The 15,663-nt window shown below is 66.0% G+C and carries 14 protein-coding genes; 10 read left to right on the top strand and 4 right to left on the bottom strand.

What is annotated here, in order from left to right; all coding sequences use genetic code 11:
- Positions 1–34 precede the first annotated feature (34 nt).
- From SOM26_RS01235 to SOM26_RS01225, 3 genes are read left to right on the top strand one after another with little or no spacing between them, the layout of a single operon-like run.
- A complete protein-coding gene (locus SOM26_RS01235) occupies positions 35–1,150 on the top strand; it encodes a glycoside hydrolase family 130 protein (protein WP_320450912.1) in 1,116 nt (371 codons plus the stop codon).
- Complete coding sequence (locus SOM26_RS01230) at positions 1,147–2,736, top strand: alpha-amylase family glycosyl hydrolase (protein WP_320450911.1); 1,590 nt, start codon at positions 1,147–1,149, stop codon at positions 2,734–2,736. The genes SOM26_RS01235 and SOM26_RS01230 overlap by 4 nt, the downstream gene beginning before the upstream one ends.
- Positions 2,733–3,740, top strand: coding sequence for a glycosyltransferase family 4 protein (locus SOM26_RS01225; protein WP_320450910.1), 1,008 nt, complete (start codon positions 2,733–2,735; stop codon positions 3,738–3,740). Before SOM26_RS01230 ends, SOM26_RS01225 begins: the two co-directional genes overlap by 4 nt.
- On the opposite strand, the gene SOM26_RS01220 is transcribed toward SOM26_RS01225, so the two are convergent.
- Positions 3,719–4,189 (bottom strand): MarR family winged helix-turn-helix transcriptional regulator, encoded by a 471-nt coding sequence (locus SOM26_RS01220; protein ID WP_320450909.1) that lies wholly within the window; start codon positions 4,187–4,189, stop codon positions 3,719–3,721. The two genes, SOM26_RS01225 and SOM26_RS01220, sit on opposite strands and share 22 nt — an antisense overlap.
- A 63-nt stretch (positions 4,190–4,252) precedes the next feature.
- Here SOM26_RS01220 and hppD point away from each other — a divergent pair, with 63 nt between their 5' ends.
- From hppD to SOM26_RS01200, 4 genes are all read left to right on the top strand, one after another.
- Complete coding sequence (gene hppD, locus SOM26_RS01215) at positions 4,253–5,314, top strand: 4-hydroxyphenylpyruvate dioxygenase (RefSeq protein ID WP_320450908.1); 1,062 nt, start codon at positions 4,253–4,255, stop codon at positions 5,312–5,314.
- 118 nt (positions 5,315–5,432) lie between these two features.
- Positions 5,433–6,710, top strand: coding sequence for a homogentisate 1,2-dioxygenase (hmgA, locus tag SOM26_RS01210; protein ID WP_320450907.1), 1,278 nt, complete (start codon positions 5,433–5,435; stop codon positions 6,708–6,710).
- The gene (gene maiA, locus SOM26_RS01205; RefSeq protein WP_320450906.1) at positions 6,707–7,339 is read left to right on the top strand and encodes a maleylacetoacetate isomerase; all 633 of its coding nucleotides are present in this window, start codon (positions 6,707–6,709) and stop codon (positions 7,337–7,339) included. The genes hmgA and maiA overlap by 4 nt, the downstream gene beginning before the upstream one ends.
- A complete protein-coding gene (locus SOM26_RS01200; RefSeq protein WP_320450905.1) occupies positions 7,336–7,695 on the top strand; it encodes a Rieske (2Fe-2S) protein in 360 nt (119 codons plus the stop codon). The genes maiA and SOM26_RS01200 overlap by 4 nt, the downstream gene beginning before the upstream one ends.
- Here the strand turns inward: SOM26_RS01200 and SOM26_RS01195 are convergent.
- Entirely contained in the window at positions 7,685–8,560 is an 876-nt protein-coding gene (locus SOM26_RS01195) for a PEP-CTERM sorting domain-containing protein (RefSeq protein ID WP_320450904.1), read from the bottom strand. The genes SOM26_RS01200 and SOM26_RS01195 overlap by 11 nt on opposite strands.
- Positions 8,561–8,670: 110 nt before the next feature.
- On the opposite strand from SOM26_RS01195, the gene SOM26_RS01190 reads away from it, so the two are divergent.
- Genes SOM26_RS01190 through SOM26_RS01180 form a run of 3 tightly spaced genes read left to right on the top strand, consistent with a single transcriptional unit; the run spans position 8,671 to position 10,573 of the window.
- A complete protein-coding gene (locus SOM26_RS01190) occupies positions 8,671–8,946 on the top strand; it encodes a metal/formaldehyde-sensitive transcriptional repressor (RefSeq protein ID WP_320450903.1) in 276 nt (91 codons plus the stop codon).
- Between the two features lie 34 nt (positions 8,947–8,980).
- The gene (gene dmeF / locus SOM26_RS01185) at positions 8,981–9,901 is read left to right on the top strand and encodes a CDF family Co(II)/Ni(II) efflux transporter DmeF (protein ID WP_320450902.1); all 921 of its coding nucleotides are present in this window, start codon (positions 8,981–8,983) and stop codon (positions 9,899–9,901) included.
- A 36-nt stretch (positions 9,902–9,937) separates the two neighbouring features.
- Complete coding sequence (locus SOM26_RS01180) at positions 9,938–10,573, top strand: L,D-transpeptidase family protein (RefSeq protein WP_414711995.1); 636 nt, start codon at positions 9,938–9,940, stop codon at positions 10,571–10,573.
- A gap of 14 nt (positions 10,574–10,587) precedes the next feature.
- Here the strand turns inward: SOM26_RS01180 and SOM26_RS01175 are convergent, their stop codons facing one another.
- Both SOM26_RS01175 and SOM26_RS01170 read right to left on the bottom strand, forming a co-directional pair.
- A complete protein-coding gene (locus SOM26_RS01175) occupies positions 10,588–13,902 on the bottom strand; it encodes a hybrid sensor histidine kinase/response regulator (protein ID WP_320450900.1) in 3,315 nt (1,104 codons plus the stop codon).
- A gap of 89 nt (positions 13,903–13,991) precedes the next feature.
- The gene (locus SOM26_RS01170) at positions 13,992–15,656 is read right to left on the bottom strand and encodes an MFS transporter (protein WP_320450899.1); all 1,665 of its coding nucleotides are present in this window, start codon (positions 15,654–15,656) and stop codon (positions 13,992–13,994) included.
- Positions 15,657–15,663: the final 7 nt, after the last annotated feature.

The raw sequence follows: 15,663 nt of genomic DNA, 5'->3' as shown, positions 1-15,663 counted from the left end.
GGGAACGCGGGCTGGTAGCGAACGTTGGCGGGCCATGTCCGACGACCTGCTGATCTTCCGCCCCGACGGTGTCGACCTCTCCCGCTCCCCGCTGCGGCGCGGCATTACCGAACCGACCTATGTGCTGGGCGCCTTCAATCCGGGGATGACGCGGCTGGCCAATGGCAATCTGCTGCTGATGGTCCGGGTGGCGGAGGCGCTGCGGGAGCCCGTCGATGGCGGGGATGTCCGCGCGATCCGCTGGACCTCCGCCGGTTATGTCCTCGACCGCTTTCCGCTGGCCAAGGTCGACATGACCGACCCGCGTCAGTTCGCCATCCGCGGCAGCGCCCACCGCATCCTCGCGCTGACGTCGCTGTCCTGGCTGCTGCCGGTCGAGCTGACCGCGGACGGCTCGGGGATCGTCGCGGTCCATTACGACAAGGCGATTGAACCCGCCGCGACGTGGCAGGACTACGGCGTCGAGGATGCACGGATCAGCCGGGTGGGCGACCGCTGGTATATGACGACCTGTTCGGTATCGGCCGAGCGGCATTCGACGACGCTGCACATCTCTGACAACGGCCTCGACTATACGCTGGCGGGGATCATCCTCGACCATCAGAACAAGGACATGCTGTTCTTCGAGGGGCTGGTGGACGGTCGCTTCATGGCGCTGACCCGGCCACTGGGAGAGGTCTATTTCGCCTATCCCGACGACAGTCCCTATGTCGGCGGCCCATCGATCAATTTCGCGACATCCCCCGATGCGCTTCACTGGAAGCCGATCGAGGCCCCCGGCATTCGCGCGCGCAAGGACTCGACATCGGCGATGAAGGTCGGAGGGGGCACGCCACCGATCCTGACCGATCGCGGTTGGCTGACCCTGTATCACGGGGTCGAGCGGCGCGAGTCGGTGGGCATTTATCGCAGCTTCTGGGCGCTGTTCGACAAGGCCGACCCGACCCATATCCTGCACCTGGCCGATGACCGCCCGATCCTGGAGGCCGCGCCCGCGCTGACCGTCTCGATCGCGCATCAGATGTATCTGCCGACCCCGGTCGTCTTTTCGACCGGCATCGTCGACCTGAGCGACCATTATCTGGTGGCGAGTGGCGAGGCCGATCTGGCCTGTCGCCTGACCCGCCTGCCCAAGGCGGCCTTCGCATGACGGGGCGGCCCTGGTGGCAGTCCGCTGTCCTCTATCAAATCTATCCCTGGTCGTTTCAGGATAGCGATGGTGACGGTATCGGCGACCTGCGCGGAGTGGAAAACCGTCTCGATTATCTGGTAGAACTGGGTGTCGATGCAATCTGGCTTTCGCCGATATTTCCGTCGCCTATGGCTGACTTCGGCTATGACGTCGCGGATTATTGCGGGGTCGACCCCCGTTTCGGATCGCTTGCCGACTTCGACTCGCTGCTGGCCTCGGCCCATGCCTGCGGCTTGAAGCTGCTCCTCGACTTCGTGCCCAATCACAGTTCGGACCAGCATCCCTGGTTCCAGGAAAGCCGGTCGAGCCGCGACAATCCCAAGCGCGATTGGTATATCTGGCGCGACCCCGCTCCCGATGGAGGCCCGCCCAACAACTGGATCAGCGATTTCGGCGGTCCGGCCTGGAGCTGGGACGCGGTGACCGGGCAATATTATTATCATGCCTTTTTGAAGGAACAGCCCGACCTCAACTGGCGCAACCCGAAGGTTCGGGCCGCCATGCTGGACGTTCTGCGCTTCTGGTTCGCGCGCGGCGTCGATGGTTTCCGGATCGACGTGCTCTGGCACATCGTCAAACATGCGAGCTTTCCCGACAATCCGCTCAACCCGGACTGGGACCCCGCGACCGGCGAGATGAACCGGGTGTTCCAGTTGCACTCGACCGACCAGCCCGAAGTGCACGACATCGCCGCTGACATGCGCGCCATCGCCGACGCCTTCGGCCGCGAGGGCGACGAGCGGGTGCTGATCGGCGAGATCTACCTGCCGGTCGAACGCCTGATGCGCTATTACGGATTGCACGGCGAAGGCGTCCATCTGCCCTTCAACTTCCAATTGATCGACGCCCCCTGGGACGCACGGCATCTGGCCCGGATGATCGCCGAGTATGAAGCCGCCCTGCCCCCCGGCGGTTGGCCCAACTGGGTGCTGGGCAATCATGACCGCCCGCGCAGCGCGACCAAGCGGGGAGCGGCACAGGCGCGCGTGGCGGCGATGCTGCTGCTCACGCTACGCGGAACGCCGACACTCTATTACGGCGACGAACTGGGGATGGAAAATGGCGACATTCCCGCCGACCGCGTTCGTGACCCCCGCGAACTGCGCGAGCCGGGACTGGGGCTGGGTCGCGATCCGGTACGCACGCCGATGGTATGGGACGACAGCCCCCATGGGGGCTTCACCGCCGGTGAGCCGTGGTTACCGCTGGGTGCCGGCTGGCGGGATCGCAACGTGGCCACCGAATGGAACGACCCCGGCTCGATGCTCCACCTCCACAAGGCGCTGCTTGCCTTGCGTCGCAGCAGCCCCGCACTGGCTACCGGCGAGATCCGGCTGGTGGAGGCCGAGGGTTCCGTCCTCGCCTATGAGCGGCGCGAAGGGAACGAATGCTATCTCGTCGCCCTGAACCTGGCCGACACGCCCGCGCCGATTGTCCTGACGGGGCAGCCCGTGCTCTCTACGCTCGGCGACCTGCCGACCCGCGCCCCTTCCCTTTTGCGCCCTGATGAGGGCCTGATCCTGAAAGTCGACACGCCCGCATGAAAATCGCGATGATCGCCCCAATCGCATGGCGTACCCCGCCACGCGCCTATGGCCCGTGGGAGTTGGTTACCAGCCTGCTGACCGAGGCGCTGGCTGCGCGCGGCGTCGACGTAACCCTGTTCGCCACGCAGGACAGCATCACCACCGCGACACTGGCCGGGCCGGTCCCCGCCGCCTATTCGGAAGATCCATCGGTGGATGCAAAGGTCTGGGAAATGCGGCATTTGGCCGCTATCTTTGAGCGAGCAGGTGAGTTCGACCTGATCCACAACCAGGCGGATTTTCCGGCGCACGCCTTTTCGGGGCTCGTCGATACGCCGATGGTCACCACGATCCACGGCTTTTCGTCCGAGCGCATCATGCCGATGTACGAGCCTTATCAGCATCGCATCCACTATGTCGCCATCTCGGACGCCGATCGCCATCCGCGCCTGCGCTATGCCGACACCATTCATCATGGCATCCCGATAAAGGATTTCCCCTTCAATCCAGAGGGTAGCGAAGACCTCCTGTTCTTCGGTCGCATCCACCCCGACAAGGGGGCCGCCGAGGCTATCGCCGTTGCCCAGGCGACCGATCGCCGTCTGATCATGGCCGGGATCATTCAGGATCAGGGTTATTGGGAAAGAGAGGTCCGCCCCCATGTCGACGAGGATCGCATCGTCTATCGCGGACCGGTCGGGGGTGAGGACCGCACCGCCACGCTGGGCGGGGCCAAGGCGCTGCTCCACCTCATCAATTTCGACGAGCCGTTCGGCCTGTCGGTGGTCGAAGCGATGGCTTGCGGGACGCCGGTCATCGCCATCCGGCGCGGATCGATGCCCGAGCTGATCGAGGACGGCGTGACCGGTTTCCTGGTCGATACGGTCGAGCAGGCGGTCGCCGCGGTCGATCGCATTGAGGAGATTGACCGTGCCGCCTGTCGTCAGGCTGCGGCGGACCGGTTCTCGATCGATCGCATGGCCGACCGCTATCTGGCGCTCTACCGCTCGATACTGGACTGATCCCGCTGCGTCAGGGCGGCGGCGTCGATGCGGTGGAGCATGGTGACGAATGCCTCCAGTTCCTCGGGACTGAAGCCTGCGAAGAGCTGGGCCTCCAGCTCCAGGGCCTTGGGCGCGACATCGGCATAGAGCGTCCGCCCGGCCTCGGTCAGGACCAGCAGGTGAGAGCGGCGATCACCGTCATGCGCGGTGCGGGCGAGCAGTCCGCGCCCCACCATGGCGATGGCCGCCCGCGACACGGTGACCTTGTCCATCCGGCTGCGCTCGCACACCGCCGACTGCGCCACCGCGCCCTCCTCCGCGACGATCGCGATCAGCCGCCACTCGGGAATCGTGAGGCCGAACAGCTGCTGATAGGCGTTGGCGATATGATCGCTGACCAGGTTCGAGGTGATCGACAGGCGATAGGGAAGAAAGCCGTCCAGCCGCAATTCGCGAGATCGTAACATTTGACACCAATTCCCCATTCTGCGATCTAGTCACGCAAGATACTGGATCAGGAGTTGGACGTCATGGCAACCACCCCGAACAATCCGCTGGGCCTGGACGGCTTTGCGTTCTGCGAATTCACCACGCCCGAGCCGGAAACGCTGGCGCGGCAGTTCGACATGATGGGCTTCGTGCCTACCCATCGTCACCCCGAAAAGGCGATCACCCGTTACAAGCAGGGTCGGATCACCCTTCTCCTGAATGCCGACGCAGACGGTCAGGCGGCCGATTTCCGCAAGGATCACGGCCCCTCGGCCAGCGGCATGGGCTTCTATGTCGCCGATCCAGCCGAGACGTTCGATCACGCGATCCGGGGCGGCGCCACGGCGGTCGACGCGACGCGCGGCTGCCTGACCCCCGACACCAAGGCCATCGAGGGCATCGGCGGCAGCTATCTCTATCTCGTCGAGGCGGGCAGCGACCTGTTCGCCGACTGGACCGAGGTCGAGGGCTGGCAGCAGGCCGAAGCCGAGAACAATGTCGGGCTCGACCTGCTCGACCACCTGACCCACAATGTCCGTCGCGGCGAGATGCGGACCTGGTCGGGCTTCTACTCCAAGCTGTTCGGCTTTGAAGAACAGAAGTATTTCGACATCAAGGGCAAGGCGACCGGCCTGTTCAGCCAGGCGATGATCGCTCCCGACAAGGCAATCCGCATCCCGCTGAACGAGAGCCAGGACGAGAAAAGCCAGATCGAGGAATTCATCCGCGAATATAATGGCGAAGGTATCCAGCATCTCGCGCTGACCACCGACAATATCTACGAGACGGTCGAGAAGCTGCGCGCGCGCGGTGTCGGGTTGCAGGACACGATCGAGACCTATTACGAGTTGGTCGACAAGCGCGTGCCAAACCACGGCGAAGACCTGGAGCGGCTGCGCAAGAACCGCATCCTGATCGACGGCAATGTCGGCGAAGAGGGTATCCTGCTCCAGATCTTCACCGAGAATATGGTCGGGCCGATCTTCTTCGAGATCATCCAGCGCAAGGGCAATGAGGGTTTCGGCAACGGCAATTTCCAGGCGCTGTTCGAGAGCATCGAGCTCGATCAGATCCGGCGCGGCGTCATCACGGTGGATGCGTAAGCATCCAGCGATGCGCGCACGATAGTGCGCGCGCAAGCCCGGCCAGCACGGTCAAGCCAGCGCATAAGGCGCGGCTTGGCCGCGTCTGACGCGCTGGCGTGTTGTGGAGAGGAAAGAGATGACAACGTCCTACATCCCCGGCTTCGGCAACCATGTCGCAACCGAGGCCGTCCCCGGCGCCCTCCCCATCGGCCGCAATTCGCCACAGCGTCCGGCTTATGGCCTCTATGCCGAGCAGCTTTCCGGCACCGCCTTTACCGCACCGCGCCACGAAAACCGGCGTTCCTGGCTCTATCGCCTGCGGCCGACCGCCGAGCATCCGCCCTATGAGCCCTATCGGGGCGCGGCCCGCTTCGCGCCCGGCACCGGCGATGCCCCCCTGCCCCCCAACCGCCTGCGCTGGGATCCCGCGCCGATGACGCCGCCTGGCACCGACTGGATCGACGGGATGACGACGATGCTCGTCAATCGCGATCCGGCCGATCTGGAAGGCGTGGCGGTGCACGTCTATGCCTGCAATCGCAGCATGGAGCGGGTGTTCGTCGATGCGGATGGCGAACTGGTGTTCATGCCGCAGGCTGGCCGCCTGACCATCCTGACCGAGCTGGGCCGCATCGACATCGCACCGGGCCAGATCGCGCTCGTCCCGCGCGGCGTGCGCTTCCGTGTCGAACTGCCGGACGGCGAGGCGACGGGTTATGTCGCCGAAAATCATGGCAGCCTGTTCCGCCTGCCCGATCTGGGCCCCATCGGCGCGAACGGCCTGGGCAATCCCCGCGATTTCGAGACGCCGGTCGCCTGGTTCGAGGACCGCGACGAGTCGACCCAGGTCGTGCAGAAATTCCTTGGTTCGCTTTGGACGATGACGCTCGACCACAGCCCGCTCGATGTGGTGGCGTGGCACGGTAATCTGACCCCGTGGCGTTACGACCTGTCGCACTTCAACACGATCAACACCGTCAGTTTCGATCATCCCGATCCATCGATCTTCACCCTGCTGACCTCCCCCAGCGACGTGCCGGGCCGCGCCAATGCCGATCTGGTCCTCTTCCCGCCGCGCTGGATGGTGGCCGAGGATACGTTCCGCCCGCCCTGGTTCCACCGCAACGTCATGTCGGAGGCGATGGGCCTCATCACCGGGGCCTATGACGCCAAGGCGGAGGGTTTCCGTCCCGGCGGGTTGTCGCTCCACAATCTGATGGCGGGCCACGGCCCCGACCTTGCCAGCTGGCAGGGGGCAAGCAACGCCGACCTGAAGCCGCACCGGATCGAGGGCACGATGGCGTTCATGGTCGAAAGCTGCTGGCCCTATCGCCCGACCGATCACGCGCTGGCCCATTCGCAGCTCGATTACGATGCGGTGTGGAAGGACTTTCCCAAGGCCCGCCTGCCATGAGCCTGACGCTGCACGGCTATTGGCGATCGAGCGCGGCGTATCGGGTTCGCCTGGCGCTGGGACTGAAGGGGCTGGCCTATGACAGCGTCACCCATGACCTGCGCACCGGTGCTCAGTGCGATCCGGCATATCTTATGCTCCAGCCGCAAGGGCTCGTCCCGGCGCTGGAGACGACGGACGGGACGCTGATCCAGAGCCCGGCGATCCTGGAATGGCTGGAGGAATGCTATCCCGATCCGCCCCTCTTGCCTTCGGACAGTGCGGGGCGGGCCGTGGTGCGCGCCATGGTGGCGATCGTCGCCTGCGACATCCACCCGATCAACAATCTACGCATTCTCAAACATTTGCGCAATGATCTTCACACCGATGAGGATACGATCAAACGCTGGATTGGTCGCTGGGTCAGCGATGGCTTTGCTGCCTTGGAAACCCTGATTTTGCAGCATGGGTCCGGCTATGCCTATGGCGATACGCCGACCCTGGCGGACTGCCACCTGCTGCCCCAGGTCTATAATGCCGAGCGGTTTGCGGTGGACCTGACGCCCTTCCCGCGCCTGGTGGCCGCCGCGCAGACACTGCGCAAGCGCGTTCCCCAGGCTGCGCCCGAAATGCAGGCCGACGCCGGATGAGCGACGAAAGGCTGACCGCCACACCGGCAGGAATCTCGCTGGGTCCGGTCGAGACCGTCGCGGACGGGGCGGCGCGCAACTTCGTGCTGCAGATGCGTGCGGGCCGATTCCACGGTTTCGTCGTCCGGCGCGGCGACGCGGTGCATGGCTATGTCGATCGCTGCCCGCATATGGGCCTGCCGCTGGCGCAGATGCTTGATGCGTATCTGACGCCAGATGGCGGGCGTATCGCCTGTTCCTGGCACGGTGCCATTTTCGACATCGACGATGGCGATTGTCTGGGCGGCCCGTGCAAGGGGCAACGGCTGACGCCCTGGCCGGTTACGCTGCGCGACGGCATGATCGTTACGGCCTGACGCTCGTCACCTCGGCATGGGCGATGGCCTGAAGCCGGGCCATCGACCGGGGCTCCAATCCCAGGTCGCGCCCCGCCCGCTCTTGCTCGCCCAGCCGCCGGACGTCGAAGCCGGTAACCTTTTCGAAGATCACCAAGGCTTCGAGATAATAGCCCGCCGCGCTCGCGTGATACTGGTCCCAGGTCCACAGATCGAGCTGGCCGAAGGCGATGCCGTCATAGGGATTGGGATCGGCGATCCGATCGACCCAGGCCCGGTTCCAGGCCTGCCCGACCGGAATCGTGCCCGAAATCACCGGGTAGCGACGCATGGCATAGCTGTTGGCCGCCGCCAGATCGTCGGCCATCGCCGTGACGGCCTTACCCCGCCAAGGGCTGGGCGTGCGATAGGTCAGGTCGGCACGGGTCCAGGTCGACACCAATTCCACCCGAACGCGCGAATTGGCCTGGCGAAGCATTGCGGCGATCGCGCCCGCCGCCTCGGCATGACGGATCGGGTCGCCCGGCCGCTGCGGATCGAGCGTGCTATAGCCCTGCAGGATCACGACGTCCCAGCGCCCGTCAATCTCTCGCCGCTTCTGCTCGTAATGATAGGCCAGGTCGCGGCCGCCAGCGGTTTCCAGGCTGACGGTCCAGTCCTGCCGGGCCTGTTCGGCAAAGGTCTTGAACAGCGCGGGCACGCCGCCAATGCCTTCGCGATTGAGGTCGCGAACCAGATCGGGGCGATAGCGCATCACCGGCGAGTTCGCCCCGAAGGTGAAGCTGTTGCCGACGAACAGGATCGTCCTTGCCGACACGGGCACGGCCGCCGTCATCGCCATCGTCGCGAGCGCCGCCGTCAACGCTCCGATCCGCCAACGCCGCATACGCTCGATCCCCCTATTGCCCGATCCGGGGGCGTGATGGCCGAAACGTGGTGGCCGGGGCAAGCACCGTCTTGATCGCCATGTCGATATACCCTATACCCCTATCCGTTATGGCACATGTTACGACCAGCAAGGAAAAGATCATCGCGCGTGTCCGGCGGATCGCCGGGCAGGTTGCTGCCATCGAGCGTTCGGTCACGGCCGATGCCGACTGTGCCGAGACGCTGCACCTGGTGGCGGCGGTGCGCGGGGCCGTGGCCGGCCTGATGGATGAACTGGTCGAAGATCACCTCCATGCGCATGTCGCCGCCCCCGGCCTGAGCGATGCGGAGCGCACCGTCGCCGCCGCCGAGGTCGCCACGCTGCTCCGCCGCCATTTTCGCTGACCCCTGACCTGCACGACCACGAAGGACGACATCCATGACGATCCACAGTCATGATTATCTGGGCCATGCCCATGACGAGAATGCCCGCCGGACACGGGCGGTGGTCTGGCTGTCGGCGGGCATGATGGTCGCCGAGATCGTCGCGGGCTATTTCACCGGCTCGATGGCGCTGCTGGCCGACGGGTTCCATATGGCGACGCATGTCGGTGCGCTGGGGATCGCCGCCATCGCCTATTCCTATGCCAAGAAGCATGTCGCCAACCCACGCTATAGCTGGGGCACCGGAAAGGTCGGCGAGCTGGCGGGCTTTGGCTCGGCCATGGTGCTGGGCCTGGTTTCGATCGGAATCGCCTATGAGTCGATCGTGCGGCTCGGCGATCCGCACCCGGTCGCCTTTCGCGACGCCATCCTGGTCGCCGTGCTGGGCCTGCTGATCAACATCGTCAGCGCCTGGATGCTGGGGCATGGTCACGGGCACGACCATCACGGACATGACCACCATCATCACCATGGCCATGACCACAAACATGACCCCCATGGCGGTGACACCAACATGCGGGCGGCCTATATCCATGTCCTGGCCGACGCGCTGACATCGGTCATGGCGATCCTGGCGTTGGTGGCGGGGCGCTATCTGGGCTGGGTGTGGCTCGACCCGGCCGTCGGACTGCTGGGCGCGGTGGTCATCGCCAACTGGTCGGTGGGGCTGATGAAGCAGGCGTCCACGGTACTGCTCGACGCCGCCGACCCCAAGCTGGCCGCCGAAGTCCGCGAACGGATCGAGGGGCCGGGCGACACGCATATCCACGACTTCCATATCTGGCGGATCGGTCCGACGGCACACGCCGTGGTCCTGTCGGTCGAGGGCATCGGAGCGACCCCGACGAGCGCGGCGATGCATCAACGCCTGGCGGGGATGGCGGCGCTGGGCCATGTCACGGTCGAAGTCCGCTAACGCATCGTTCAATCGCTTCTGCTAGAAGCCGTACGGATGCGAGCCTTGCAGTTCCTGGCCGGAGCGATCCTGATGGCCGCCCTGGGCGGCGGCGTCTGGCTATCGGGCCAGACGCCGCGCGATCGGCCTGTCGCTGATCCGAGGCCGGTTCGGGCAGTGGCGAACCCGATGCCCAGCCCGACGCCGGCGCCGACGCCGACGCCGACCCCGGCGCCCTTCATCGTCCGCCGCATCCTCGACCTGAAAAAGCCGCTCAGCCATGGCGACTATGTCTGGGACGACAGCACCGCGCCCGATGGTCCGATCGTGATCACGGTCGACCTCGCCGCGCAGGTCGTGTCGATCTTTCGTGACGGTTACGAGATCGGGACGGCCGCGATCATCTATGGCGCGGACAATATGCCGACGCCGCTGGGCGTCTTTCCCGTCCTGCAGAAGGACGCGGATCACGTGTCCAACCTCTACGACGCGCCGATGCCGTACATGCTGCGCCTGACCAACGACGGCGTCGCCATCCATGGCAGCGACGTCCGATACGGTAATGCGACCCATGGCTGTATCGGCGTGCCCATCGCCTTCGCCCGCAAGCTGTTCGCCGCGACGCATCTAGGCGACCGGGTGATCGTGACCAACGGCAAGCAGCTGTCGATGGGAGAAAGCATCGTTGGTTGAGGGGACGGGGGTGCTTACCCCCGGTCGCCCGCGAGCCATTGCGCGAGGATATGGGGCGACAAAGGCTTTGGCAACAGCGCGACGTCCATGGCCGCCGCCCGGCGCAGGACGGCCTCGGCCATGTTCGCGGTCACCAGCGCACACCGAAGCCCTGGAGCCGCCGAGCGCAGACGCGCGATGACAACCAAGCCGTCACAACGATCATCATCCAGATGATAATCGACCAGAGCGGCGTCACAGGTCATTCCGAGCTTCACCGCCTCGTCCGGATCATCCGTTGCCAGCACATGGTGCCCCGACGCCTGAAGAAGCGCGGTCATCGCATCGCGGACCCCGGCATTGTCGTCGACGACCAGCACCGACAGGCCTTTCGTGATCACGGCAGGGACGATGGTGGCGGCAGGCGCGACGGCCATGCCGGTCATCGCCCGCAGGTCGATCGAAAAGCGACTGCCGACACCGGGACGCGAGGCGACCGTCACCCCCGCCTGGATCAGCCGCGCGCTACGCTCGACGATGGCAAGGCCGAGGCCCAGACCCGAGCCGCCCCGCCGCACCTGATGGAATTCCTGGAAGATCATCTCGACCTGATCCGCACCGATGCCGATGCCGGTGTCGATCACGTCGATCCGCCAATCGGCACCACGTCGCCGGACGCCGACCAGGACGCCCCCATTCTCGGTATAGCGTATCGCGTTGCTGACCAGATTCTGCAGGATCGATCGGAGCAGGACCGGGTCGCTTTCGACCGCGCCGGGCGATGGCCCGATGCGCAAGGCCAGGCCTTTTTGCGCGGCGGCAGGCCGCATCCCCTCGCAAATCTCGGCGATCATCGGACCCAGGGCAAAAGCCTCGTGCCGAGGCACGATCCCCCCGGCATCGAGGCGCGAGATGTCGAGCAGCGCGCGGATCAGTTCCTCGGCGCTTGCGATGGCCTGGTCGATGCTGGCGACATGGCGGTGGCCGGTGTCGCGTCCTACCGCCGCGGTGAACAGTCGCGCGGCATGCAGCGGCTGGACGAGGTCGTGGCTCGCTGCCGCCAGGAAACGCGTCTTGTCGCGGGTTGCCCGGGCCAGCTCGCCGTTCAGCCGCGTCAGCGCCGCTGTGCGATCCGCCACGCGTTCCTCCAGCCCGGCGCGCGCCGCCTCCAGCGCGCGCCGGGCCTCCGCCTCGGCGGTGATGTCGGTGAAACACATGACATAGCCGCCATCCGGCATCGGTCCGCCAGCGGTGCGCAGCACGCGGCCATCGGGGCGAATCCGCTCGAAACTATGGACGGTGCCACGGCGCAGATGGTCGAGACGACGGCGGACATGCTCCTCCACCTCGCCCAGCCCGCATTCGCCGCGCAGGGCGTTGAAACGGATGAGGTCGGCAACCGGCGCACCCACGGCGACCATGCCGTCGGGATAGTCGAAGAGGTCGAGATAACGGCTGTTCCACGCGGCCAGCCGCTGATCCGCGTCCACCACACTGACGCCCGGTTCGATATGCTCCAATGTGGCGGCCAGCAGCCTTTTGGAGAATTGCAGGCTCTGCCCGCCCTCGTCGAGGAGGCGGGCGACATCCTCATGGCTGAGTTGTTCGCCCGCCAGGGCCGATGCCATCAGCGCACGGGCCGATGGCGCGCCAACGACGCGGGCGATGGCGCGTTCGGCATGGCGTGCGCTGGCCCGGCCGATCGGGCGATCACGTGGCGCGCCAAGCACCTCGATCGCAGTCTGTTCCCCGACGAAGCGCGCGACGAACGTCACCAGCTCGGCATGATTTGCCAGCGGCGCTACGGGCGGATGCGTCGTACCGCGTTTCACGCGCCGGGTCCGTGCTCGGGCGATGGTCGCCACCAGCAGGAGGTTGAGGCCCAGGCTCCAGGCGACGCCGTGCGCCAGCGGCGTAGCAAAGCGCCAGCCGAACAGGCCGACGGGATCGACCAGCGTTCCCGCCATCGCGCCGAGCCAGCCGGGCGGCAGCACCGGCGGCAGCGCCAGCGTCCATAGCCAGACCAGCAGCCCGGCGGTCAGCCCGGCCTTGGCCGCGACCGGATCGCGCACCCGCCCGCCGACCGCGAGGATCAGCAGCGGCGCGATCTGCGCCATCGCGGCAAAGGCGATATAGCCGATTTGCGCGAGGCGTGCGTCGCTCGGCACCGCGCGCGCCCAGCCGAACGCCGCCCCGATGACCAGCACGATCGCGGCGCGGCGGATCATCAGCATGATACGCCCGAGATTGGCCGTGCGCGGCAACCCGCGTGCGTGGAATAGCAACGGCGCGATCAGATCGTTGGAGATCATCGTCGCCAGCGCGATACTCTCCACCACCACCATCGCGGTCGCAGCCGAAAAGCCGCCCAGGAAGGCGACCAGCGCCATCCCCCGTGCGCCTGCCGCGACGGGAAGTTGCAGGACATACCGGTCCGCATCCACCCCTGCGGGCAGCAGGGCCGCCCCGGCAAAGGTGATCGGCAGGATCAGGAGCGCGAACATCGCAAGGTACAGGATGAAAGGTCCGCGCGCGCCGATCAGGTCGTCGGGCGAACGCGCCTCGATCACGCCGATATAGAATTGCCGGGGCAGGCAGATCACCGCCGCTGTCGAGAGCAGGATGATGACCGCCAGTTCGGAATCGACGCCGGACAGGGCAAAGGCGTCGCCCAGGCCCCGCCAGGCCATCCTGCTATCCGCGGCGGGCGCGGTCGCAAGCCACCACAGCGCCGCCCCGGCCAGGGCCAGCAAGGCCGTCAGCTTCACCAGCGATTCGAACGCCGTGGCGAACACCAGCCCCTCGTTGCGGCCCGCCGCTTCGTAGCGGCGCGTGCCGAACAGCATCGCGAACACCGCCAGCACGATGGCCGTCCCCGCCATCGCCAGCGCGACCGGGCCGCCGGTCAACTGCGCGAAGGCCAACCCCACCGAGCGTAGCTGAAGCGCGACATAGGGAATGAGGCCCAGCATCGCCGTGACAGTGACCAGGGCGGCAACCCCGCGGCTCTTGCCGAACCGCGCGCCGATGAAATCGGAGATGCTGGTCGCCCCCTCCGCCTGCACCGCCGTGACGAGCGCGCGCAGGAAGCGCGGGGCGAGCGCGAAGACCAGAATGGGGCCGAGATAGATGGGCAGATAGTCCCAGCCATCGCGCCGCGCGCTGCCGACCGCGCCGTAGAAGGTCCAGCTGGTGCAATAGACGCCCAGCGCCAGCGCAAAGGCGGCGGGGCGCCAGCGCGCGATACGCTGCTCCGGCCAGTGCTCGACCCGCGCGGCGACCGCGAAGAGCAGCGCGGCGAAACCGAGCGCGACGGCAATCAGGATCACCGGGCTGAGGATCGGGGTCATGAGCACAGGCTAGCGCCGATCATCGCACGCATGAAGAGGGGCGACCATCACGGCCACCCCTCCCCCGTTCCGCCCTGTAACGCCGATGATCACCCGTCGATGTTGCGACGGAATGTCTCCGGCAGGAACAGCAGCCCGAGGACCAGCGTGATCGCCGCCAGCACGACCGGATACCAGAGCCCGTAATAGATATCGCCCGTCGCCGCGACCATGGCGAAGGCGGTGGTCGGCAGGAAACCGCCGAACCAGCCATTGCCGATATGATAGGGAAGCGACATCGAGGTGTAGCGGATCCGCGTGGGGAACAACTCCACCAAAAGCGCCGCGATCGGGCCATAGACCATCGTGACCAGCAGCACCATGAACCACAGGATCGCGACCACCTTGACCGTGTTCATCCCCTCGGCCTTGCCGGGATAACCGGCGGCGGTGAGCGCCCCCTTCAACTGGTCCTGATAGGCGGCGATGGCGGCCTTGCGCGCCTCGCCCGTCACCCGGGCCGGATCGGGTGCGACCAGGACCTGCCGGCCGATGCTGACCTGCGCGATGGTCCCGGCGGGGGCATCGACATTGGCGTAGCTGATCCCGTTCTTCGCCAGATAGGATTTGGCGATATCGCAGCTTCGGCTGTCGAACTTGTTGCGACCGACCGGGTCGAACTGGAACGAGCAGTCGTCCTTGTTGCTGACCACCGTCACCGGAGCGGCGGCCTGGGCGCGGGCCAGCGCCGGGTTGGCGGCATCGGTCAGCGCGCCGAACAGCGGGAAGTAGGTGAGGCAGGCGATCGCGCAGCCGGTCATGATGATCGGCTTGCGACCGATCCGGTCGGACAGCCAGCCGAAGAAGACGAAGAAGGGCGTTCCCAGCGCCAGCGCCACCGCCATCAGGACGTTGGTCGTCGCACCGTCCACCTTCAGCATCTTTTCGAGGAAGAACAGCGCATAGAATTGGCCGGTATACCACACCACCGCCTGGCCCATCGCCGCGCCGAACAGCGCGATCAGCACGACCTTCAAATTGCCCCAGCGACCGAATGCCTCGGTCAGCGGCGCCTTGGACGTCTTGCCCTCTTCCTTCATCTTCAGGAACGCGGGGCTCTCGGCAAGCTGAAGGCGGATCCACATCGACACGCCCAGCAGGACGATCGAGACCAGGAACGGGATGCGCCAGCCAAAGCTGCCGAACGCCGTCTCGCCGACCAGGGTACGGATGCCGATCACGACCAGCAGCGCGGCAAACAGGCCAAGCGTGGCGGTCGTCTGGATGAAGCTGGTGTAAAGACCGCGCCGGTGATGCGGTGCGTGCTCGGCGACATAGGTCGCGGCGCCCCCATATTCGCCGCCGAGCGCCAGACCCTGCAGGATGCGCAGCAGCACGAGGATCATCGGCGCCGCGACGCCGATCGTGGCATAGGACGGCAGCAGGCCGACGCCGAAGGTCGACAGGCCCATGATTCCCATCGTGACGAGGAAGGTGTTCTTGCGTCCGACCAGATCGCCGATCCGTCCGAACACGATCGCCCCGAACGGCCGTACCGCAAACCCGGCAGCGAATGCACCCAGCGCGAAGATGAACGCCGTCGTTTCGTTGACGCCGGAAAAGAACTGCTTCGAGATATAGGTCGCGAGCAGGCCGTAGAGATAGAAATCATACCATTCGAACACGGTGCCGAGCGACGACGCGCCGATCACCATCATCTCGTTCTGGGTCGCCTTTTGGTGGCTGCCACCGGCAGGTTGGTAGGTTGACGCCATGACTATC

Origin of the sequence: Sphingomonas sp. CFBP8993 (assembly GCF_034044895.1) — a bacterium.
In the GTDB taxonomy this organism is placed as follows: Bacteria; Pseudomonadota; Alphaproteobacteria; order Sphingomonadales; family Sphingomonadaceae; genus Sphingomonas.
The sequence above is the reverse complement of the archived record's forward strand: the minus strand, read 5'-3'. Positions and strand labels throughout refer to the sequence as shown.